This window comes from Microbacterium terrisoli, from assembly GCF_030866805.1.
In the GTDB taxonomy this organism is placed as follows: Bacteria; Actinomycetota; Actinomycetes; order Actinomycetales; family Microbacteriaceae; genus Microbacterium; species Microbacterium terrisoli.
The window spans coordinates 780,083-804,095 of the sequence record NZ_CP133019.1 but is presented as its reverse complement, the minus strand read 5'-3'; the positions used below and the strand labels follow the sequence as shown (position 1 = coordinate 804,095).

Sequence of the window (24,013 nt, the reverse complement as noted above, 5' to 3'; positions counted from 1 at the left end):
GCCGAACGGGAGCGGGCCGTCGAACGTGACGCCCGGGCCCATGCCGAAGCCGGTCAGCGTGGTCGAGGTGAGGTCGCCCGAGTGGTCGGCGCGGGCGCCGTCGTCGAACACGTTCAGCACGTCCACCTGGCGCGCCTCGGAGGGCTGCCGACCGATGCCGAACGGCGGCGTGTCGATCTCGCCGGGAAGGATCACGGCGGTGTTCAGCGTGTGCTGCTCTCCCCCGGTGCCGCCGTCGATCTGCAGCGGGCCGCGGATGGCCGACAGCAGATGCGGCTGCTTCGGGAACGTGTACAGGTCGGCACGGTTCGGGGGCAGCACGTACGAGGCGTTCGCCGAGACCGTCACGGTGATCGGGATCCACCAGTTCGTCGCGTCGAATGTGACGGCCGGCATCACAGTCCCGCCGATCGAGACGAGGCAGACGTGGCCGAGCAGGCTCGTGGCGCAGCCGGGGTCGGTGGCGATGAGCGTCTGGCCGTCGGTGACCAGGCCCACCGCGACGCGCGCGGTCGGAGCCGACAGCAGGCGCACGGTGAACGTGTCGGTGACGCCGGGGGTGCCGACGGTGCCGACGCTGACGACGGTGATGCCGCCGGTCTGCGCCGTGTACACGCCGGGTGTGCTGTCGCCGTAGGCCATGACGTCCGTCTGCGCGGTGACCGTGTCGAACGCTGCGTCACGGCCGGCGGCGGTGGTCAGTGCGCGCAACTGCAGCGTCGTGTAGCCGGGGTCGGTGCGCTGGAAGCTCGTGGCCGCCTGCACCGTGATGATCACGGGGGTGGTGCCGTCAGCGGGGCCGAACGTGACGCGGTAGGTCTGGATGCCGCCGACCACGGCGCCCAGCGCGAACCGGGTGTCGGTGCTGGAGAGGATCAGCCGCGCATCGGTGGGCGTGATGACCTCGGTGACGGTGCCGCTCGGGTTGTGCGACAGCGCGACCGAGATCGTGTCGGTCAGCTGCGTCGTGCTCGTGCCCTCGATGACGGTCGTGCCGGCGTCGGGCGCGCCGGACGGGTCGAGGGTCACGACGTCGATACCGGGCGTGAGGTTGTCGCGCACCGAGACGGTCACGTCGCGCACGAGCGCGTTCTCGAACACCGGGTCGGCGCTGATCACGCTGTGCGCGATGACCACCTTGATGTCTCCCTGCGGTGTGGTGTCGTTCGCGGCGGCCACCCACACCTGCTGCGGGATGCCCCAATCGCCCGGGGTGAAGTGCAGCACGAGCGACCTGTCGGCGATGCCGGGGCCGTTCAGGCCCTCGTACTGCGGGACGCCGTCGACGTAGACGGTGCGGAAGAAGTCGGCGGGCGCGTCGCAGTCGGCCGCACTGCCGGCGCACAGGTACACGGTGTCGGCGCCCGGGCGCAGCTCGTCCGGGCTGAGGCCGGCCGACACGGTGATCCAGACGTCCGTGGTCGGGGCGCTGGTCAGCGACACGCCGTAGGAGTCGAGGCTGCCGATCGGGCCGCTGTTGCTCAGACGCGCGACCGAGGTGAGACCGCCGGTCTCGGTGATCAGGACGACACCCTGCGTGGGACGCGAGACCGAGACCGGGATGCCGGCGGACACGACGTTCTGGTACGCCGGGTCGCTCGAGCTGACGAGTTCGTTGATCGTGGAGTGGGTGCCGTTCGGGTCGCGGCTGACGACGTCGCCCACCACGTCGCCGGCGACGTTGATGACGTCGCTGCCCAGGCCCCCGAGCACGCGGGTGACAACGCCCAGCGCGGTGGAGAGCACGTCGACCGTGTCGTCGCCCTGCAGCGCGTCGACCTCGACGACCTGCACGTTGCCGTAGTCGACGGCAAGGCCCGCGCCGTAGATCGCGGTGGCGGTGACGACGATGTGGTCGGCGAACTCGGTGCCCAGCACGACCATCTTGTTGAAGCCGGTGCCGCCGTCGACCGAGACCGGCGCATTCACGTTGTATTGCACCTGGTCGTCGCCGTCGCCTGCGCGCACGTCGGTCTGTGCGGCGGTGCTGAAGCCGGTCGTGAGCACGGGGCTGGGCAGCACGGCGCTGACGGTGGCCGCCGTGAAGGCGCCGGCGGTGAGGGCTGCCTGCACGGTGAGGGTGGATGCTGTGACCTTCGTGATGACGTACGGCAGGCATGGTTGGGTCGGCGTGACGGTGCAGCCGGTCGGATTGCTGTCGACTCCGGCCCCCACGAGCGCGATGGCCTGGCCGACGGCGTATCCGTCGGCGACGAAGCTGCCGCCGTCGGTGCGGGTGATCGTGCTGGTGCCCGCGGCGGATGCGGCGACCGTGAGGTTCGTGCGTGAGACCGGTCCGCTGCTGATCGCTACGGTGGACGTGCCGCTGTGCTGCAGCGGGGCAGTCGTGGTCAGGCCCGCTGCCAGGGTGATCGTGCTCGCCGTGACGGCGCTGATCACGGCCGTGTGCGCCGCATCGTGGTCGTTGCCGGCACCCGCGCCGGTGATGGCGACGGTCTGCCCGACGGCGAACCCGTCGACGACGAAGCTGCCGCCGTCACCCCGGGTGATCGTGCCGGCGGCGGCGTCGACGGTGACCTGGCCGGCGAAGACCGGGCCCATGACCAGGTTGCCGCTCGCGTCGGTGCGGGCCAGCGCGAACGCCTGGATGAGGAACTGGTCGTTGCCGGCATCCCCCTCCAGCCGCAGGGCCGCGTGGTTGGAGTACACGGCGAACGTGTCGTCGCCGCTCCCGCCCTGGGCCGTGAGCGGCGCACTCGTGCCTTCGGAGAGGTAACCACGCGTGGTGGCGATCGTCGGGAACCAGTCGGCAGCGGGCAGGCCGGCGTACGCCGCATCTCGGCGCATGCCGAACAGCTGCCCGATCTGGAACGTGTCGTTCCCGGCGCCGCCGTCGAGGTTCGTGATCGCCGCATTGTCGTCGACGGCGTAGTGGTCGTCGCCGCCCAAGCCCAGCACCGAGAGCATGCCGTTGATCGCGGAGTCGTAGGTGATGCGCTCGGCCACGCCCGCGTAGCCCGAGGTCTGCGCGGCCACCAGCGGGTCGACGCCGGCGACGGGCACGGGGTGCAGCACAGCGACGTACGCGGGGTGGATCGCGCAGGCGCTGTCGCCGGCCGTGTCGCAGTAGAGGTCGGGGCGTGCGGCGGACTCGCCCGGCAGATACGCCGCCGCCCGCAAGAGGAAGATGTCGTCCGTCGGATCCGCCGCGCCGTTCGCGGAGCTGTCGGCGCCGTAGACGGCGAGCGTGTCGACGCCGTCGGCGGGGGCTCCGCTGTCGAGCACGTTGACGACGTAATGGGCGTCGCCGTGCTCGCTGCCGTGCGTCCACACGACGTAATGGTCGGTACCGGCCTGGCCGTCCAGGCTCAGCGTGGTGCCGGTGCGCGGCATCGTCTGCAGCAGGTAGACGGTCAGCGTGTCCTCGCCGTCGCCGACGGGGGCGAAGCCCTTGTGTGCGGTGGGCTGCGCCGAGCCGTACGCGCGGGTCTGGCCGCCCAGCAGCGTCTGGTCGAACGTGATCTGGTCGTCGTCGCCGTTTCCGAAGACGCGGGTGAGTCCGCCTGTGCCGGGGGTGAGCTCGCCGCGCAGCACGATCATCGTGCCCTCGTTCGCGGTGGCGTCGGCGACACCGGGGTGCCAGTCGCCGTGGATGTCGATGTTTCCGGTCGCGGTCGCGGGCCGGTTGGGGTCGGCGGTGTTGCCTGAGCCCGGGTCGCCCGCTTCGGTGGTGGCCAGGATCTGCCCGCTCGGGTCGGTGACGACGTCGTCGGCTGCGAGCAGCAGCACGTTGCCGTTGTCGGCTTCGACGAGCCCGTTCGGCACCGGCTGGGGCTGGTTCTCGCGCACGAGCGTCGAGCCGCTGTGCAGGAGCAGGATGTCGCCTCCCTCGGTCTGCGTCTCGGTCGTCGTGATGCGCACGTCGCCGTTCGCCGCGTGGGCGAGCAGCACGTTCGCGTGCCCGTCGAGCTCGGTCAGGTGGATGCCGGTCGACGCCTGGGCGGCGATGTGGCACGTGGCGGTGACGGCGCGCTGGGCTTCAGTGGCGTTCAGCCAGTCGAGCGTGGAGGTGCTGAGGCATCCTGCGCCTGCGGCGGAGTCGAGCTTCAGGTCGCCCAGGAAGACGCCGGTGGCCGCGTTCGTGGGCGTGCCGATGCCGCCGCCGACGGCGAGCAGGTCGATCGAGTTGCCGATGACGTTGACCGTGGTGGCGCCGGCAGCCCCACTGCCGTCGGCACGCGGGTTGTGGCCGTCGAGGATGGAGCCCGCGGTGGTGGCCAGGCTCACGTCGGCGCACGCGGTCGCGGTGGCGCCGTAGCAGGTGGTGACGAGGTTGACGTTCAGGTCGCCGGGGTGGGCGTAGCCGGCCGAGGCGTCGCCGGGGGTCTCTGTGATGCGGATCACACCGGCGGCGGTCGCCGTCAGCACGCCGAACCGGTCGACGGACGAGTCGATCTCGAGGAAGTCACCGTCCTGCCCGATCGAGCCGCCGTTCGCGGTCATCGTGATGTTCACGCCGACCACGTCGGCGCCCGCGTCGCCGGTGGCGGGCGGGATGGCCGAGCCGACCGGCGCGTCGACGATCGAGCCCGGCGAGGTCAGGGTCACGTCGTCGTCGGTGGATTCGATGAGGCCCGCGCGCAGGTCGTGGTTGGGCCCGCCGGCAACGGTCCGGGTCGTCGTCGTGACGAAGTCCGTGGCGTCGGGCAGCTCGCCGGTCTGGATCGCCAGGTGGATCGCGGTGCTGTCGGCGGCGCTCTCGGTGAGCGTGACGAATCCGTTCGTCATCGTGTTGACGTTGCCGTTCTGATGCACCCCGACCAAGCCGATGAGGTTGATGCGGGTGTCGGCGGGCGCCGGCTGTGCCGCGGTCACGCTGATCGATCCGTCCGAGATGGCGGAACCGGCGTCCAGCTGGCTGAAGTCGTAGGTGCTCGCGGCGGCGTGGGGCGTGGAGCCGAAGGCGCCGAGGTTGTACGGGCACGCGTCGGTGGTGCTGCCGGGCACCGGGCAGAGGGTGTCTTCGCGGAAGAAGTTGAAGTAGGCGCGTTCCAGCGGCTCGGAGGGCACGACGACCTCGACACCGGGCAAGCCGGGCGCGCGGTCGCTGTAGACGGTGGGCTGCAGCAGCAGGTCCAGGTTGCCGCCGGCGACGAGGTGGTCGATCGCGATCACAGGGACGGGATTGCCTGCGACCGCGGGATCGGGGGTCGTCGGGTCGCGCAGCCACGTGCGCAGGTCTAGGTACAGGTCGGTGCCCGCCGTGGCGGTGATCTGCTCGGGGTGGCCCTGATACGAGATCAGGTCGATGCTGAGGCGGTGCGCGCTCGACGTCGCGGCCGCCGCACCGATCGACGCTGTCGGGGCGTCCAGATGCAGGATGTTCGTGGTGATCAGCGTCGTGTGCCCGCCGATCGTCTGCCCGCGGTCGGTGGCCGAGGCGATGGCGCCGCCGAGGTTCTGCACGTCGGTCTCGCCGATCGGGTTGGTGATGGTACCCGCGAGGGTCAGTGTCGAAGCGCCCGTGTTGTCGATGACGACACGGCTCGGGGTCACGAACTGTGCGAGGGCGAAATGGACGCTGACCGAGCCGCTGTCCACCGGCGGGTTGTTCGACGTGCCGCGCGTGTTCAGTGTGACCACCGGCCGGCCGTTCTGGTTGATCACGTCGATGTCGCCGACCCGGATGTCGAGGTTCGACTCGTTGACGATCGTCACCGTGTCGAAGTTCTGGTGGAACGTGAATGTTCCCCAGAAGTGCCCGTCGACCGCTTGCGACCCACCGGAGATGGTTCCCGACGACGACGTCATGTAGATGTCGCCGCTGCCGTGGTTGACGATGTCGCCGACGACGATCGGACCGGTGAGCGTGTCTCCCAGGTTCGGCATGACGAGCCGGCCGCCGACCATGATCTTGACGTTGACGTCCGCAAGCACCTTGCCGTCCGGTCCCACCACGAGATAGGGGTCGGGCCCGGAGTCCACGACCACGTCGGAGTTCCAGCTGATGCCGTTGGTTGCGACGGGGCCGGACCCGAAGTCATCGGTGTGGTTGTAGCTGCCCTCGTTCTCACCCTCCACGTACAGCACGAGCGAGCCGTCGTCGTTGGTCTTCAGCGGTGATTCCGGCGCGTTCGACGGCTCGTTGACGCCCGGCACCAGGCGGGCGCCGACATACAGGGTCACGCCCGATCCGCCCATGATGCTGTTGGACAGCGCCATGCTGTCGCCATAGTCGCCGCCGGATGGCCCGATGCAGCCGCAGTGCGAGTATGCGTCGCTCAGATACGACCAGTCCGCGTGCCAGGCGCGCACATCGACGCCGTGGCGGCCCGTGATCACGGTGTGCGTGGTCGGGTCTCCGTCGAGCACGGCCCGGTCATTCGAGGTGATCTGGATGCCGTCATTCGTCTGCGTGCCGCCGAACAGTGCGTGCATGACAGCGTGTACGAACGACGTGCTGGCACCGCCCGAATTCGCGGTGACCTGCACCGTGTCGCCGGCGACGTTCGCGTTGCGACCGACGGTCGCCGTGGTCTGGTCCCGGATCGCGGTCGTGCCGTTCGCGGTGAAGCCGCCGGCGAATCCGCCGCCCTCGCTGTCTGCGTACAGATCCGAGAAGGCGATGGTGGATGCTGCCACCTTCACATTGCGACCGGTCGAGACCACGGCGTTCGGGGCGACGTTCGCCCGGTTCGTCACGTTCACATTCAGCGTGGAGTCGACGACGCCGACGGCGACGAAGCCGCCGGTGGTGTTCTGTGCGGACGAGGCGTCGAACGTCACGGCGTTCGAGAGGACCGACACATCGCCGCTGGCGACGATCGTCCCGCCCAGGATCGCGGTCACCGTCGTGGTGTCATCGACCTCGGCGCTCGGCACGCCCACTGCCACGAATCCGCCGTTGCCGCCGGCGGCCGACGCCGACGACTGGCCGTCGCCGGCCGGCGGGGTGACCAGCCGCAGCGACACGTAGGACGTGCCGTCGGTCGGGACCACGGGGGCGTACAGCGAGTAGTCGCCGGTTCCCGACGCGGCGATGTCGAGGCGCACGGTGCCGGTGCCGCACGAGGTCGCGCAGGCCTGCAGCGCCAGGCCGGCGGCGAACACTGTCTGGGTGCCGAGCACGTGCGTCGTGTCCCACGTCAACGGCTGGCCGTTCACGCTCTGCAGCGTGAAGGTCGTCGCCGTCGGGTTCGGACCGACGACATAGGTGTATCCGTCGACGAGATTCCCGATCGGGGCCGGTGCGATCTCGTAGGTGCCGGAGTCGGTATCCGGCGGCGTGGTCAGTGCGATCTCGGTGCCGGCCACCGCGTCGTCATACGAGGCGGCCAACTGGATGACGTACGGGTCGACGTAGATGACGTAATAGGTGTGTCCGCTGACCAGCCCGCTGCCCAACCCGTATGCGTGGGCGGACGTCCGGTAGACGACGGCCTGGCCGGTCTGCAGGTTGTGGGCGCTGAGCACCGGCAGGTTGTCGGCGTTCTGGCCGGCGTACGGGCCGACGAGGATGTTGTTCGCGCCCGGGTTCGGCGCGTAGCACGCGTCCTTCGTGCACGAGGTCGACACGTTCACGGCGGCCTGAGTGAAGGTCAGGGGCCTCGGCGCCTGGTAGGTGACCCGCTCTCCGGGCGTGAACGAGTTGGGTGCGGTGATCGTGCCGTCGCCCGCGACGGAACCGACGCCGAAGGTGACACCGGCGGCCATCGCGTCGGTCTTGCTCAGATAGAGCTGGATCGTGTACGGGTCGATCACACGCACGTACAGCGTCTTGCCGGTGACGTCGACACCGTTGACGATCCCGGTGCCGGCCAGGACGACGCCGTCGCCGGTGACGAAGTTGTGGGGCGTGGCGAATCGGATCGTGGAGCGGTTCGGGTCGACGCCGTTCGTGCCGCTGAGGTCGTTCGAGTCGATCGTGGCGGTGTTGTTGAACGCGGCACCGAACTGCAGGTCGTCCGGCCCGGCCGTCAGCACCGTGTAGATGCGCCCCGTGGTCAGGCCCGACACCGACGTGCCGATGTACAGCACCGTGTCGCCGTCGGCCAGGCCGTGGCTGGGGAAGTACAGCGTGCCGGCGTTGCTGTTGACGTTGGCGAGCGCGGTGGGGAAGCCGTTGACGACCTGGTAGCCCCCGGCGGCATAGCTGTCGAGAAGCTGCGTGCTCCCCTTCGCCTGGGTCTGGGCCTGCACCGTGACCTTGCCGCCTGCGGTGATGGCGGCCCCGGGGCCGGTGGACGCCGTGACGGTCGGCGCGGTCGTGACCGTCGCCTTCGCGAGACCGACGGCCACGCCGCCGCCGCCGTAACTCTTGGATGTCGCATTTCCTTCGGCCCGCACGGACGTCGCAGTGACGGTGACGTCGCCGATCACCCGGATCGGGGTCGGCGTCGCGGCGCCGGCAGCGCTGCCGATCGCGGCCGTCACGACCGGAGTCACCGTGGTGGTGGTCTCGGCGCCCTGGACGTCGATCAGACCGCCGGCGCCCACCACGGCCGATGACGTGCCGGTGGATGTGTCGCTCGCCGTCACCGCCAGCGACGCTGCGGGAGCCACCGGCGTGCCGATCTTCACGCCGTCTGCGACGGTGGCCGTCGTCCCACCTGTGATGGCGGCCTCGGCGTCGGGGAAGGTGACGGCGATGATCGCACCTGCTCCGCTACGCGCGGAGGCGTTCGCCGTCTGGCTGTGCTGCGCGCCCACGGCGACGGCCGTGCCGGCGCCCAGAACCTGCGCCCCGGCGCCGAGGCTCGCCGCGACGCTCCCCGACACGCAGCTCGTCGCCGTCAGGATCGTGTCCTCGTTGAGGATGGACACGTTCGCGATGAACATGTCGGTGGACGCGAGATCCGTGCCCGCTGCCACAACGTCCAGCGATGCGCCGGAGTGCATCGTGCCGGCGAAGCTCGCCACCGCCCCTGCGGCATCATCGGCGGTCGCCTCGAGCGCCGAGACGCTGACGGCCACAGCGCCTTGGCCGCCGCCGATCGACGCGGTCGCCGTGTTCTGGTCGGTGGCGCGGATCGCAGCGCCCTGCGCGCCCAAGGTGAGGTCGGCGCCGCGGGCGACCGTGGCGCTCACCGTCGCAGACGATGTGATCATCGCATCGGCGCCGCCGGCCTGGACCGAGGCGACGAGCCCGACGTCGACCGGTGTCAGCGTCGTGGTGGCCGAGTTCGTGCCGTCCGCGGTGACGCTCAGCCCGTTGCCGTGGATCATGCCGGCGAAGGATGCCGCGACCCCGGCGTCGATCTGGCTGGTGGGCACTGCCACGCCGACATCTACGAGAAGGCTGCCCGAGCCGCTGTCCGCCGCGGCTGTCGCGGTGTTCGTTCCGGTCGCGGAGATCGTGGTGTCGCCGGTGACGGTCAGCTGAGCGCTGGATGCTGCGGTGGCGGTGACGGCCGCGTCGGCGGTCACCTGCGCGTAGTCGACGACGGTGCTGACCTTCGCCCCGAGGCCGATGCCGGCCGCCGTCGTCCCGCTGTGCACGTTCGACCCGCCGGTCGCGGTGACGCTCAGAATCGACGCGGTGATCACGCCGTCTGCGTGTGCGGCGACCGGTGCGCCGACCGTGGCCTCGGCGATGAACGCACCGGCGTTGATGGCCCCGGCGTCGATGTCCCCGCCGGGGCCGCCGCTCGCCGAGGCGTTCGCACTGTTCTGCCCGGTGGACAGCGAGCTGCCGACCGTCACGGCACCGGTCGCGGTGACATGGGCCGCAGCGCCGATCCCGGCGCTGGTCGCGGCATCCTTCGTCACCGTCGCGGTGGCCCTCGTGCCTTCGCCGCCCGCCAGCGTGACGTTGACCACGACCGTGGTCGCGGACGCGCTGTTGCCGCCGGATGCCGTGACCCTGAGGGCGCCTGTGGAGACGGTGCCGTCGACCTCGGCGATGACGGCGCCTTCGACGGTGGCTGTGGGCAGCATGACCTCGATGGTGAGGGCGCCGCCCGCGCCGCCGTCGGACTTCGCATGGGCGGAGTTCGTGCCGGCTGCGGTGACCGAGGTGGCACCGACGACGGAGGTCGAGGCGGTCGACGTGATCTGCGCGGTCACATCGGCGTCGGTGGTGATGGTCGCGTCCGGCGACGCACCGTTGCCGGCGGCGAGACCGACGGTCACTGCGACGGCCTTGGCGGACGCGGTGTTCGCGCCCGAGGCTGTGACGCGCAGCGATGCGGCGCCCGTGATGGTGCCTGTCACCGAGGCGACCACCGCCCCGGCGACGCGCGCCGTCAGCAGGCTCACGTCGATGGCAAGCCCCGCCGAGCCTGAGCCGGCGTCGCTCTTGGCTTTGGCCACGTTGGCGCCTCGTGCGGACACGACCACGGCGCCTGTCACTGCGGCTGTGCCGGTCAGGCGTGCGGTCACGTCCGCGGTGTCCGCGATGGCGGCGTGCGATTCGGCGCCGACGCCCGAGGCCCAGGTGCCGATGCCGACGGCGACCGTGCGGGCCCTCACTGTGCTGCTGCCGGTGGCGGTGATGCTCAGGGCACCGGGGGTGGCGACGACGCCGTCGACGGACGCGGTCACGGGTGCTGCGACGTCGGCATCGGTCACGAGCACGCCGACGCTGATCTCGCCGGTCGTTCCGGCGCTGGCTTTGGCGGTGGCCTTGTTCCCGTGCCCCCGCACGGCCGCGTTCACGACGATCTCTCCCGTGCTGGCGAGGGATGCCGCGGACCCGACGATCGCCGAGATGGCGGCATCCGCAGTCACGTGGGCCTGGGCATATGCGCCGCTGGCGCCCACGCCGATCGACACCGCGACGACGACGACGGTGGCGGTCGTCGTGTTCTCGGCGCGGGCGTCCACGGTGATCGAGCCCGATCCGGCGATGTCGCCGTCGATGCGGGCGCTCGTGTGGCCGGACACCGTCGCGAAGGCGAGCATCAGGGTGACGGCAGCGACGTTTTCTGGAGCGCCGCCGGCGGCCGAGATGCCGGTGCCGGTCGCGCTGACGTCGTTCACGGAGCCGGCGGTGACGGCGACGTCGCCTGCCGCGTGGATGACGCCCGTTGTGAGCATGGCCGCTTCGGTGGACCGGTCGTCGGTGGCCAGCGCGACGGCGACGCCACCGGCCACACCTTCGCTGGCTGCAACGTTCACGGTCAACGCGTCGACGTCATGGCGCGCACCGCTCGCCGTGATCGTGACATCGCCGCCGATCGTCACCGAACCGTGTGCGCCGGACTCGGCACGCGTCGTGCCGCTGTAGGTGACGACGGCCACGGCGCCACTGAGCGCCACGCCCACGCCGCCCTGCAGCGCGATCGCGATGTCGGTCGGGATGAACGTGTCGGATGCTGCGACCGAGATGCCGCCGATGGGGCCGGCGGCGCCGATCGCCACGTCGCCGATCGAGGCCACGGTGTCGCCGCTCACGGCGACCACGGCGACCGAGGCCCCGAGCGCGGCGGCCCCGCCGAGGCCCACGCCGATGGCGAGCGCGCCGACCGAGCGGGTGGCGGTGGTGCCGACGTCGACGAGGCTCGCAGTGGGGATCGCGGCCCCGGAGTCGACGTGCGCCTTCTGCGTGCTCGTGTCGGTGACCACGACGACCTGACCGTCGATCGCGAAGCCTCCGCCCGCGCCGGTGAAGGCGACGCCGAGCACCTGCTCGTCGAGGCTCGCGTGCACCGCGACAGTGCCGTGCGCGCTGACGCTGCCGGCGCCCGAAACGCCGGCGTCGGTGTTCTGACCGAGGGAGATGATGCCGATACCGGCACCCACGGCCCCGATCCCGCCGGCGGCGGCACCGGCGACCGAGAGCACGGCGAGGCCGTCGGCGGCGTTGACCAGCACCGCTCCGCCGGCGTGCACGGTGCCGAAGATCGTGGCCGACGTGCCGCTGGGCGGCGGGGTCTGCTGGGTGAAGGGCGTCGAGGCGACGGCAGTGCCGGGTGTGGCGCCGCTGACCGCGTTCTGCCCGCCGGTCATGAGGGCCCCGTACTGCTGCTGGTACGCCGGAGCGCCCTGGCCGGGAGTCGCCATGTTCGCCAGGATCGATCCCCAGCCGCCGTCCGCGCCGGATGCGGCCGCGTCGCCCATGCCCGTCGCCGAGCCGCCGGGGCCTGCAGTGGGGTCCTGGTCGCTCTGTGCCCAGAATTCATCGCCGCCGGGGGTCGGCGTGTGGCCGATGTTGTCGTTGCCGCGCGACGCGTAGGTGTGTCCGCCCGAGGTCACGACATCGCCGACCGCGTAGGTCGTGCCGGAGGTCCATCCGCCGCGGTTCGTGCCCTGGTCGTTCTGCTGGTAGGTGGTGGTGGGGTGGGCCCCGACCGACCACACCGACACGGCCCCGGCGACGCCGACGGCGCCGCCGCCGATGCTGATGGCGAAGGTGCGGATGTTCTTCAGCGCGAGGGCGGCGAGTGTGACGCCCTGCGACGCCCAGATGACGCTGCCGGCTCCCAGGTAGGACTGCACCGTGACGTTCGCGATGCCGATGTCGACACCGCCGGCCACGCCTCCGAGGCCTCCGGCCAGACCGCCGGCGAACGTGACGGCGCTCATCGAGTCTGTGGCCACCACCGACACCGACTGCTTCGGGCCGACGGTGCCGTCGATACCCGAAGCCGTGGCATTCACGGTGGTGCCGCCGGCGATGAAGGCCTTGACGGTCACGGTGAACACGGTCACCCCGACGCTGCCGCTGACGGCGGCCGCGCCGAGCGAGACGCCCGCGACGATCCCGAACATCTGCTCCGTGGATGCCGCCTGGACGGCGAGGCCGTCGAAGCCGCCCGTCACGGTGCCGAAGGTGCCGCCGCCGCCGGACGTGGTCTGCATGGTGCCGTCGTCGATGCCGGTGAGAGCGCCGCCCACCGCACGGACGGTGACGGTGTTGGTGCCGCCGAGGTATGCCTCCGTGTCTTTGGTGACGACGGCGACGTTCACTCCGGCGCCCTGACCCACGAGAACACCGCCAGAGACGTTGGCGACGACGAGTGTCAGCGCGGTGTCGTCGGTGGCGCCGATGAGCAGATTGCCGCCAGCTGTCAGGGTCACGCCGGTGCCGGTGGTGGCCGTCGTCGTGACATCGAGCACGGTGACGCCCGCATTCCTGCCTGCTCCCCCGCCGACAGCGACCCCGACGGAGGCGGTGACGCCGACCAGCTGTTCGGCGCCCGTTGCAGACACGACGATGTCGCGACCGGCCGTGATGGTGGCGCCGTCGCCGATGCCGGCGGCCGTGGCGAGGGTGACGACGCCCACGACGACGCCGTAGGCGGCAGAGGCCCCCACGGACAGGCCGCCCTCCGCGGCGACGGCCAGCTGGTGGTACTCGTTCCCGGCGGCCACGAGCACGCTGCCGGCGGTGGTGACCGCGGCGGATGCACCGACGGTGGCGCTGGTGGCGATGTTCGCGACAAGCACGGAGCCCGACAGGCTCACGGCGACGCCGCCCGCCTCGCCGGCGCTGACGCCGACCGAAGCGATGACGTCGCTGTTGGTCGCGGTGACGGCCACGCCGCCGAACCCGCTGCGGGTCGTGGTGGTGACGGTCTGGGGGCCGGCCGCGGTGCCGTCGGCGGCTGGCAGCTGCCCGGCGGGCACGATGCTGTGCGAGCGTCCGGTGGCGCCGGCGCGGAGGGTCAGCCACTGCTGCGCGACGGATGCCGTGGCGGTCGGGTCGCAGTCGGTGGCGACGCCGGTCGCGTGGCACTTGCTGTCGGCGAGCCGGATGGTCATGCCGGTCGTGGCGGTCGGGCCCGTCGGGTCGTTCACGACGATGACGTAGTAGGTGTGGCCGTCGGTGAGACCGCCGATGGGGGTGCCGCCGCCGGCGCTGTAGACGACCTGGTCACCGGTCTGCACCGGCGTGCCGTCGGAGCGCCGGAGCCGGTACGGCAGGGTGATGCTGTTGTCGGCGATGTTCACGTCCGTCGCCGGGTCGAACCGGGGGACGATCGTGTTGCCCTGCGTGATGGGGGTGCTGGCCTGGCTGATCGCAACGAACCTCTGCGCCTCGCCCATCAGGCCGCTGGACGGGATGCCGACCGCGATCGGGGGGCCGCGCGGAGCGAGCGAGAGCTGGATCTCGGTGGGCGAGACGACGATGACGTAGTAGACGCGTCCCGCGACGAGCCCGCTCAACGGCGCGCCGCCGCCGGCGTCGTAGGCGACCTGCTGCCCGTTCGAGAAGCCGTGCGTGTAGCCGAGATTGAACGTCAACCCGTCGGTCTCGAGGCCGCGAGTGCCACCGGGGCCTGACGTGCCGCGCACACGCGGGTTGAAGGCCGGATCCGTGCCGATCACCTGGGTGGCGCCCGTGTCGACAGTGGCGTGCGTGATGTTCGCGTCCTGCGCGAGCGCGCTCACCTTCGCCCCCGCGCCGATCGACGCGGTCGTGCTCTTCGTGACGACGGGCACGGTGGCGCCGGCACCGCCGGTGGCGCCGGCGGCTTCGGAGACGTTGCCGGCGACGGTGTCGAGCTTCATGCTCTCGATCGCCGAGACGATGACGTTGCCGCCGGCGCTGACGACGGCCCCGGCGCCCAGGCTCGCGGTCGTGGTGACGGAGATGACGGACACGGTCGCGTTCAGCGCCACACCGGCGATGACGCTGCCGGCGGCACCCGCCGAGATGCCCAGGATGTCTTCGCTCGAGGTGACCGAGACGACGACGTCGCCGCGGGCATTCACACGCGTGTTCGCGCCGATCGACGCGGTCGTGGCCTTGGTGATGGCCTTGACGTCGACTCCGACGCCGACGCCGGCGTAACCGCCGAGCGCGAGCATTCCGGCCGCGCCGACGATGTGGCTCGTGTCGGCGGCGGCGACCACAACGGCTTGGGCCGGCGCCGTACCCGGGTTCGCACACGCGATGTCGACGCAGTCGACGAGGGTGCGGTCGCCGATCGACGCGGTCGTCGTGTCGCCGAGCACGAGGACGGTCGCGGAGCCTGCGACGCCTGCGTCACCGCCGGCAGCACCGGCCATGGCGATCTGGGTGAGGTCCTGAGCCTGCCGGGCCTCGACGCGCACATCCGTTGCGCCGCTGATGTCGTCGTCGGTGCCGACCGTGGCCGTGACGGGGCTCGTGCGCACGAGGGTCGCCGCGGCGATCCCCACGCCTGCGCTGCCGCCGATCGCGAGTCCGCCCGCGTACAGCTGGATCTTCTGCACTTGTGTGCCGTCCAGCGCGTCCGCGGCGCGGAACGCGCGGTCGCCGAACGTGACGAGGTCGCCGGCGGCATAGTGGGCACCGGACTGCCAGGCGTCGACGGGCGCCCAGTGCGAGAGATCCATCGCCGGCGTGGTCGACGAGCCTGTGACGGCTGTGACGGCCCGGTAGAACGCGGAGCCGAACAGCACGACCTGACCCGCCTGGTACGAGCCGCCGGCGACCCACAGGTCGGTGCGCTGCCAGTCGGCGGCGTCGTGGACCGGGTCCGTCGTCGAGAAGTCCTGTGCCTGCAGGGCGCGGTACGTGAGACCCTCGGAGAGGACCACGTCGCCGACGGCGTACGAGCCGCCGCGGGTCCAGTCGTCCACCGCCGCCCAGTTGCTCGGGGCATCGGCGGCCCCGGCCACGTCCACCGTGGCGCGGTACAGGCGCCCGCCGTCGGCGACGAGGTCGCCGGTGGTGTAGTCGGTCTTCGCCGACCACGCCGTCGGCGTCGGCAGGACCGCCCACTCGCCGGTGTCGTCGCCCGGCTTCAGCACCGTGCCGTCGGCGGCGAGCGCTGCTCCCAGCACCTGCACGAGCGCCTGGTACGGCGTGCCGCCGACGTCGACGATCGTGCCGGCGTCGTAGGCGGCGGCTGCGTCCCACACCGGGATGATTCGCCACGTGCCCGGCTGGTCGGTCGACGTCGCGATGGCACGCGCCGCGACGAAGGCGCCGGAGTTGCCGCCCACGACGGCTCCCGCCTGGTAACCGGTGCCCGTCTGCCAAGTGCTCGTGGGCTGCCAGTGCGCGCTGCGGTCGGGGGCGGTGGTCAGGGCTGGGTCGTCGGTGTTCTGGTGGGCGGAGACCGCGAGGCCAGAGCCTGCGTGCACGGTGGTTCCAGCGCCCGCTCCTCCGCCGATCGACGCGCTGACGCCTTTGCCGCCGGCCTGATTCTGCACGATCACGATGATGGATCCCGCGCCGCCGCCTTCGCCGCCTGCCCCCGCGGACGCGGCCACCGCGAGCACGGGATCCGTGGATGCGGCGCTCACGGTGACGTCGCCACCGGCCGACGCCCGGGTCGAGGCGCCCACGGTCGCTGCGACCGTAGTGTCGACGACGTCGACGATGACGGCCGCGCCGACTCCGGCATCCCCTGTCGAAAGTCCCAGAGCGCCCGCGATCTCGACCTGCTGCGTGTCGTCCCGGGCGAGGACGGCGATGCTCTGCGTCGCGCCGCCGGTCGTGCGCTGGTCGATGAGCGCGCCGTCGCCGACGGCGGCGGTGGTCGTGCGGTTCCAGGCGTTGACGACGAACGAGCCGCTGACCGATGCGTCGCCGGTGCCGACCGCGCCCGCGGCGGCGACCGTCGAGACGGCGGGCGAGGCGACGACGCTGCCGGGCGAGGGGATCAGCACGACGCCGGGGATGCCCTCCAGGCTCGACAGCAGATTCGAGCCCATGAGCCCCACGTCCACGCCGACGAGCCCGATGCTCGCGCTGCTGCGGACCGTCAGGGCGCCGGCGGCGTCCAGGTGCGTGCGGGCCGTGGTCGACGAGTCGACGGCGGCGGTCGTCGTCATGGTGAGGATGTTGACGGCGATGGCGGCCCCGATCGCCGCGCCGCCCTCTGCAAGGGCGCCGGACACAGCGAGGTTCTGCAGACCGAGCGGGTCGCTCGCGGCGACGACCACATCTCCGGTCGACGACAGGTCGGCGCCGGCGCCGATGTGCGCGCCGGTCGTGTACGTGACGACGTTCAAGCCGACGGAGGCCGCGATCTGCGGGTCGGCCCTGCCGCCTGCGGCGGCCAGGCCCCACGCGATGACGCTGTTCTGCTCGGGGACGCCGGTGTCGGGGTCGATCGGGGTGCCGGCGGTGACGCGGATGGCGCCTGCGGTGATGGTCGCACCGGCGCCGATGTCGGCGGTGTTCGACACCGACAGTGAGGTGAACCCGACGCCGGCGCCGATGTTGGTCTTGGCATCCTTGGGGTTCAGCGCGATGCCCATGGCCCGGGCTGCGACGCCCGTGAGCTGGGTGGCTTCGACCTCGACCGGGCCGGTGACGGTGACCGTGACACCCGGGAGGATGCATGCTGTGTTCGTCGTCTGGATCCAGACGACGGCGATGGATGCTGCGGCTCCGACGCCTCCGCCGGACTTGCCGCTCTGCTTGGCTGCTGACGTGCCGCCCTGCTTGGCGGCGCCGTCGGCCGACGGGGGCGAGTTCGCACCCTTGCCGCCGGCGTTCGGGTCGCTCGTGATCGTGTCGCTGACGGTCTGGTCTGCGGACTTGCCGGCACCGCCGAACGTCGGCAGGTCGAATCCGCCGATGGCACTCGCGTTCGCGTTGGCCGAGGCATCCACCTCGGACTCGGCCGACACGGTGACGGCGGCTGCTGCGACGCTGCGGCCGAGTTGCGCCAGCGTGCTCCAACCGGTGATGATCGGCAGCGCGACGGCGGCGCCGACGCCGATCTCTTCGGCTTCGACGTTGGCGTTGGCCTCGGTCTCGGCCGAAACCGTGTGCGTCGCGCAGATCGTCACTTCGCCGTCGAGGGAGAGCGCGCCGGTGGCCGCGCCCAGCAGGGCGGTGGCCGTGTCGCCGGTGTCGACGACGAGCGCGACCGAGGGGCTGAACGCCTTGCCGCCCTTGGTGCCGGCCTCGGCGACCGTCGTGATGGTCCGCTCGGAATCGGCGGTGATCGTCACGTCGCCGCCGGCGATCAGCGGCACGCCGTCGGCGATCATCGCGATGGTCTTGGTCGGGGTGAGTACTTGGATGGCGGCCGACGCGCCCATGCCGAGGCCCGAACCGCTCGCGTCTTCGCCGGTGATGGCGGTGGAGATGTTGCACGGCAGGCCGAAAAGATTGCCGCACGTCTTGAAGCCGGCCTTCGACGATGCCTCGGCCGTGGCGTCCTGCACGAACTGCGCGGTCAAGGTCACGTCGCCGGCGCCGACGTTCACCGACGCCCCGGCCGGGACCAGGGCCTCGGTGTCGGACGCGACGATGTTGATCGCCAACGCTCCGGCCACGCCGATCTTCTCGGGGTTGCTCGAGCCCGAGATGGCCGTCGCGCTCACGGTGTGCACGCGGTCCGGGGCTGCAGGCGGGGCCGACTCCGTGCCGTCGGCGGCCTCGGGCGTCTCGGCGGCGACAGGCGTCATCGTTGCGGTGACAGAGAGCCCGTCGGCCGTGATCGCGGAGGCGCCGGTGGTGGCGATGTTGGTCATCGAGACCTGGTTGACGGCGACGCCGGCGCCCACTCCAGCCGTCGAGGCCGTCACCGTGCTGCCGTTGGCCGCACTGACCGCATCGGTGTTCGCGCTGCTGGCCAGGGTCACGGCCCCGTCGTCGGCGGTGATCGCCAGTCCGTCGGCGAACGCGGCGCGCGATGCGGTGTCGATCATCAGGATCGTGAACGCGCCGGCGATCGACAGCGATACGCCGTCATCGTCGCTGGTGCCGGCCGTGGGCGTCTTCCTCTGGCCGGTGGTCAACGTCGTGAACGCGTTGCCCTGACCGAGCACATTGTCGGCGATGCCGTTGATGCCGTCGGCCGACTGCGTGGTCGCGCCGGGCGCTGCGGCATCCGTCCCGCCCTCGTTCGCCGACGACCCGCTCGCCGTGAGCATGACGGCTCCGCCCGCATGCACGTCGCGTGCAACGGTCGCGTGCACGTCGTCGACGGCCTCGCCCAGCACCAGTGCGAGGGCGATTCCGAGCGTGTCGGGGTCGGTGTCGCCGCTGGCCTCGCTGCCGGTGCTCGCCGTCTGCTCGGCGCCCAGCGCGACGTCGCCGGTGACGGTCAGGGCGGGCCCCGTGCCGATCTCGGCCGCAGTGGTCAGGAACACCATCGTCAGGGCGACCGACGGCGACAGGGCGACGGTGCCGCCCGAGCCGCTGACGGCCAGCGTGTCGACGGCATTCTCGTCGGCGGCGGTGACGGTCAGGTCGTGTCCGCCGGTGAGCACTGCGCCGTTCTGCATGCCGGCGATCGTCGTGACCTGGCCGAGGTCGAACGCGAACGAGGCGCCGATGCCCATCTTCGGGTTCTCACCGTCGGGCACGAAGTAGTGCATGTCGCCGGTGGCCTCGCTCGGGATGAACACGAGCGGGTCGCCCGGGTGACCCGGCGCTCCCGCGATTCCCGCTACCCAGGTCTCAGTGAGTTGGAAGTAGCCGGGCTGGAGCAGGATGACGTAGTACTTCTGGTTGTTCACCAGTGTCTTGGCAGTGCCGGTGGTCAGCAGGGTCGGCTCGATGCCGATCGGGTCGCCGCCGCCGGTGCGGTAGACGACCTCGTCGCCGGTGTGCAGATTGCCGTCGGCCAGCGCGTAGTCGAGGTGGATGATCGTGTACTTGCCGTCGGCGTCCTTCAGGATGTGCGCGCCGTCGTTCGGGTCGAACGCGTCGAGGAAAGGCAGCGCCGTGGCGGACTGTTCGACGTTGGAGGCGGCATCCATCGTCACGTCGCCGGTGCCGGCATCGGCCGTCGCGACGAACCCGTTCGCCGACCGCAGCTGCGCACTCGTGGTCACGGTCACCAGATCGATGCCGACCGAGCCGTCCAGGCCCAGCGTGCCGCCACCGGCTGCGGCCGAGTCGCCTTCGGCGCTGAACGTGTGGGTCGTGTCGCCCCACTCGGTGCAGTTGCCGTCCTTGTCCTCTGCGGTGCACACCGGCGTGACCGTCGCACTCAGGGTCAGTCCGTCGGCATGGATCACGGCCCCCGGGGCGATGTCGGCGGTGTTGGTCGCGGTGACGACGTTCATGCCGAGACCTGCACCGATCGCGGCGACCGCACCGTCGGTGGCGGTCTCGCCGTCGCCTGTTGCCGAGGCGTCGGTGTTCGCCGAAGAGGCGAGCGTGACCGGTCCGCCGGTCACCGTCAGCGTCACACCGGCCGGCAGCGTGGCGACGCTGGTCGTGTGCACGAGGTTGAACGAGATGGCCGCGGCGACGCTGAGGGGTGCGCTGTCGCCCGCGGTTCCGCCGTTCGGGATGCCGGAGGAACCGCTCGACGCCCCGTTGGCGCCGGCGAGGTTGTCGGCGATGCTGAGGAAGTGGGTGCCCTCGTCGGTCACGGAGGTGAACGCCGAGGTGTTCTTGTCAGGGGCTCCGACGGTACCGGCCCAGGAGTATGCGGAGGTGGCCGACGAGCCGGTGGCACGGAAGGTCGCGGACCCGACCGCGGTGATGTCGCGCGCCGTGGTCGCGGTGACGGTGTGGTTCGCGTCGTCGATCGCGGCAGAGACGCCGATGGCCCCGTCCGAGGTGGTGTCGCCGCTGGCGCTGACGCCGACCGATGCCGTCTGCGTCGCCTCGGCGTCGACCGCGCCGGTGAGCACGAGAGCGGTCCCGGTGCCCAGGCCCGCATGCGTCGTGACGTTCGAGATGGCGACCGAGGCGACCGGGGTGAGGGCGACCGTGCCGCCCGACGAGCCTGCCTTGCCCTCGACGGTCATCTCGTGGGTCGTGCCGGCGGTCAGCGTCAGATCGCGGGCTCCGATGAGCACCGCCCCGTCGCCGACGGTGGCATTGCCCGCGTCGTCGACGATGTTCACCGAGATCCCGGCGCCCACGCCGATCGTGTCGGCGGGCTTGTCGAGCAGCGTCAGCAGGTGATCGGTGCCGGAATCCGGCTCGACGCCCAGGGTGATGACCTTCAGGTCGGCCGAGGCGGGGTTCAGCGACAGGCTCGCCCACGCGAGCTTGACGCGGGTGACCTTGGCGATCGGGTCGTACACGCAGACGCCGGGCAGCGCGGAGGTGCCGACGCAGTCGAGGTAGTACGTGCCACCTGCGACCAGTCCGTCGATGGTCGTGCCGCCGCCGTTCGTGTACAGGACCTTCTGCAGCGTGCTCGCCGGCAGTCCGCGCGCGTCGATCAACGGATATGGCAGGTCGATGGTCTGGTGGTCTTGTTCGATGGCCGTCGCCGGGTCGAAGAAGAAACCGGAAGGGCGGGCGCTGGTCGTCGACTCCGTTGCGTGGTTGCTGGCGAGCACGACGTCGGCGCCGTGCACAGCGAGGTGGGCGCCTGCGGCGACGGTGGCGTTGTGCACGACGGTGAGCACGTTCACCGCGAAGGAGCCCTGGAAGCTCGCGGCCGAGATGCCGGCCCCCGGCACGGGGATGATCGGATTGCTCACGGTGGCGCCGCCGCCGGAGAGCGCGCGGGTGTCGAAGGTCTGTGAGGATGTCGGAACCTTGCCCGTCGCGGGATCCGCGGGTTGCACCGTGTCGACGATGATCGTGTCGGTCTGCAGGTCCACCGCGCCGCCGATCGAGGCGGCGGTGGTGTCGTGGGCGATGGCGACGGCTACCGCGGCGGCGATCGCCGAGCCGGTGCGCAGCATTGCGTGGCCGTCGGCCGTGGTGGTGGCCACGGTCGGGCCGTCGGCGTGCACCCACACGCTGCCCGCCGCCGGGGTCGCCATGCCGAACGACCCGGATGCCGGCGTGATGTACGCCTCGGTGTCGGTGTTCGCCTTGGTGACGGCGAGGGCGGCCGCGACGTCGAGGGGGCTGAGGGCCGTGATCGTTCCGCCGACGAACTGCGCCGGGGTGATCACCGATGCGCCGTCGGCGCCCGTGTTCTGTGTCGCGCCGCCGGGGCTTGCCGCGGCGTGAGTCGTGAGCGTGTTGTCGGTGTCGGCGGTGACGGCCAGCGACCCGGCCGTGTTGCCGGTGCTGTTCGCGTCGATGTATGCCTTCGTCGTCTCGTCCAGAGTCAGTAGCGCGACGCCGGCGCCGGCCGCGGCGAGCAGCGCATCGCCCGTGGCCGAGAGGTTCGATGTGGTGCGTGCCGACAGATTCAGCGCGCCCGCGACCTGGAACGACGTCGAGCCCGAGAGGCTGGTCTGGGCGGTGTTCGTGACGCCCACCTGGGCGTAGGCGGCATCCACGGCCGGCACGCCGACGGCATCGCTGATGATCGGGGTCGACTCGGCGTCGACCGTCGAGTCGCTGGAGACGACGACGTCGCCGCTGGAGACGATCCGGCTGTTCGTGATCGACACCGTCGCGTTCGAGTCGACGGTGACGACGCTGACCGGTGTGTCCAACGCGGGAGAGGCCGAGGCGGATGCCGCCAGGGTGATCGCGCCGCCGCGAAGCGTGGCGCCGGTGATCTGGATCGTGGCCTTGGGTGCTGCGGTGATGGTGGCGACCTGTGCGGCGCCGTCGTCGGAGGCGATCGCCTCGAAGTCGATGGAGCCGCCGGCGGCGCCACCCTGGGTGTCGATCGTCACGGCCCCGACCGTGATGGTCTCGGCGTGGATGGCCAGCGAGACTCCGGGGATCAGCAGGTCGCCCGAGAACGTCACCGAATCATTGCCGGCACCACCGTCGACGTCGATCGAGCTGACACCGGCCAACGGGAACGTCACCGGCGTCATCGTGGGGGCGCTGACGGTGATCACTCCGTCGTTCAGACTGACGGTGATCGCGTCATCGGCGGCCGTGCCGGTGACGGTCACGGCGCCGCCGTCGATCGTGAGCGGCGATACGACCGAGAGCGCCATGGGCGTGGACGGTGCGACGGTGAGCGCGGACGGCGCAGTCATCGTGGACGCGGTCGTCGTGATCGGCGCGGTCGCGGTCGTCGTGATCGGCGCGGCGGTAGGACCGCCGGTCGGGTCTGCCGTTGTCGGCGCCGACGAGGCCGTGTCGGTCGGCGCAGCAGACGCGGAGTCGGTCGGCACGGTCGACGCAGAGTCGGCCGGCACCCCGGACGCGGAGGCGGTCGGCGTGGCCGACGCAGGATCGGTCGGAGCGGTGGACGCTGAATCGGCCGGCGCGGTCGACGCAGAATCGGTCGGCGCGGCCGACGTCGCGCTGGGCGCGGCGCTCGAAGAGGTCGGTGCCGGACTCGTCGCAACGGGTGCCGGCTTCGGCAGCAGCGACGCATCGACGTTCCAGCTCTGTCCGGCCGCCAGCGACGGCGCCATCAGTCCGCTCGTGTCGTGGCCGAGGCCCAGCGCGTGCCCGAGCTCGTGCCGCACAACGGTCAGCAGGCTCATATGAGTCGGTCCGCTGCCCCAGCCCCACCCGGCGGCGTCAGTGTCGATGACGACGGCGCCCGATCCCTCGGATCCGAGTTCGAGGTCCGGCAGGTCGCCGACACTCGCCGAGAACCCGGCGAACGAGACCGACGGGTCGACGGCCTGCCACTCGGACTCGGCCTGCGCGACGGCCGCCGCGAGGGCACCGGCGGTCACATCGTCAGACGTGTCGGGGATGGCGGGTGCGGATGCCGCGACCAGCAGATGATCGCCGGTGGGCGACGCCGAGTCGCTCGGGGCAGGCACGGGGGTGTCGGTCGGGGTCGGCGTGGCCGTGTCGGTCGGGGCCGGCGTGGCCGTGTCAGTCGGGGCCGGCGTGGCCGTGTCGGTCGGGGCCGGGGTCGTCGACGGCGCAGGGCTCGGCGTGGTGACCGGCGGGTTCGTCGTCGACCCTTGCTCCGTACCCGAGCCGGTTCCCGGTGTCGCGCCGGAACCCGACGTCGAACCCGACGCGGTCTTACCGGACGTGCAGGTGACCGAGTTGCCGTCGGCCGAGCGCACACACACCATCTGCGATCCGGTGCTGGACGCCGAGGTTGTGGGCTTCGGGGCCGGCGTCGACGAGGCGTGGGGGGCGGGCTGCGTCGTGACCGTGAGGGCCGATGACCCAGCCGGCGACGTCGCTCCGAGGCGGATCGTCACGGGCTGCGTACCTGCGGCCGGAGGGAGCACGACCTGCACGGTCTTGACTGTCCTGCGTCGCACCGCCGACTTCGTGCCGGGCTGCGTCTGCTGCGTGCTCGAGGCCACCGGGGCGAACCGCGGCCAGGCGGGCACGCTGTGCGTGACCGGCACCGCAGGGGCCGGTGTGGAGGTCGCGCCGGACGAGACCGCGAACGCCGGGGAGTAG

General features: G+C 71.5%; 2 protein-coding genes (1 of these 2 only partly in view). One reads left to right on the top strand and one right to left on the bottom strand.

Annotated elements, in window-relative coordinates:
• A protein-coding gene (locus QU603_RS03365; RefSeq protein ID WP_308493077.1) for a hypothetical protein crosses the window boundary here: on the bottom strand, positions 1 to 23,409 show its 5' portion. The gene continues 8,652 nt to the left of window position 1, outside the view; 23,409 of the gene's 32,061 nt are visible here — the first part of the coding sequence; the start codon lies at positions 23,407 to 23,409; its stop codon lies beyond the left edge, outside the window.
• Between QU603_RS03365 and QU603_RS03360 the strand changes: the two genes are divergently transcribed.
• The gene (locus tag QU603_RS03360) at positions 23,378 to 24,013 is read left to right on the top strand and encodes a hypothetical protein (protein WP_308493076.1); all 636 of its coding nucleotides are present in this window, start codon (positions 23,378 to 23,380) and stop codon (positions 24,011 to 24,013) included. The two genes, QU603_RS03365 and QU603_RS03360, sit on opposite strands and share 32 nt — an antisense overlap.